Origin of the sequence: Bartonella sp. TT119HLJHH, from assembly GCF_042193385.1 — a bacterium.
GTDB lineage: Bacteria > Pseudomonadota > Alphaproteobacteria > Rhizobiales > Rhizobiaceae > Bartonella.
Genome location: NZ_JBHILS010000133.1, coordinates 1 through 703, shown reverse-complemented (window position 1 = coordinate 703; position 703 = coordinate 1). Strand labels below are relative to the sequence as shown.

1 protein-coding gene is annotated in these 703 nt (G+C 32.1%); it reads left to right on the top strand.

The window, feature by feature from the left end; genetic code table 11:
- On the top strand, positions 1-495 hold a 495-nt coding region (locus ACFIJL_RS09780), incomplete at its 5' end, for a type IV secretion system protein (protein WP_375624534.1).
- Between the last annotated feature and the right edge of the window lie 208 nt (positions 496-703).

Sequence of the window (703 nt, the reverse complement as noted above, 5' to 3'; positions counted from 1 at the left end):
ACCTATCAAGCTATAACAAATAGTCAGAAAACTGGACCTCAGAAAATAGACTTTTCTAGTTTTTTTCTCAAAGAGCCAGAAGTGCTCTATAAGAAAGATAAGCTTTCAAGGGAATCATATCAAAAGGTATTAGAGGAAGAAAACAAAATTTCTGGGACTTTTGATCAAATGGGCAAAAATCTTTTTGCACGTTTACAATTTTTCTCGGTGCTAGATAAAGCTATAACTTTGAAAACTTTTGAAAACGTAGAAAATCGTTTTAAATACCTCGAACATCTATTTGATGAACTTCAAACAAAAGAAAACCTGAAAGATATTGCAGATCTTCAAGCACATATCGATGGTTCATTAGCCATGATCCACAATGAATCTATAAAGATGCAAATGATAACGCATTTACGTAAAGCTGAGCAATCACTTATCAAAAAGAAAAGACGCGAACTTGATATGAAATTTTTTAACCATAAAACAAAAGGGATGCCTATCATACGATGAAAACAAAATCCACTGTAGAAGGTTCAGTACTATCCGAACAATTCAGAGAGGCAGAAAGCTTTTATCAAAGTCAAGATATCGTAATGAGAATACTTAGGTAATGTATAAATGAAAATGAAGCGTTTAGCATATATCTATGTTTTAAGGTGATAAAAAGTTGAAAATTTGTTAAAGAGGAATTCCATGAACTTTACAGTGTTCACGCAAC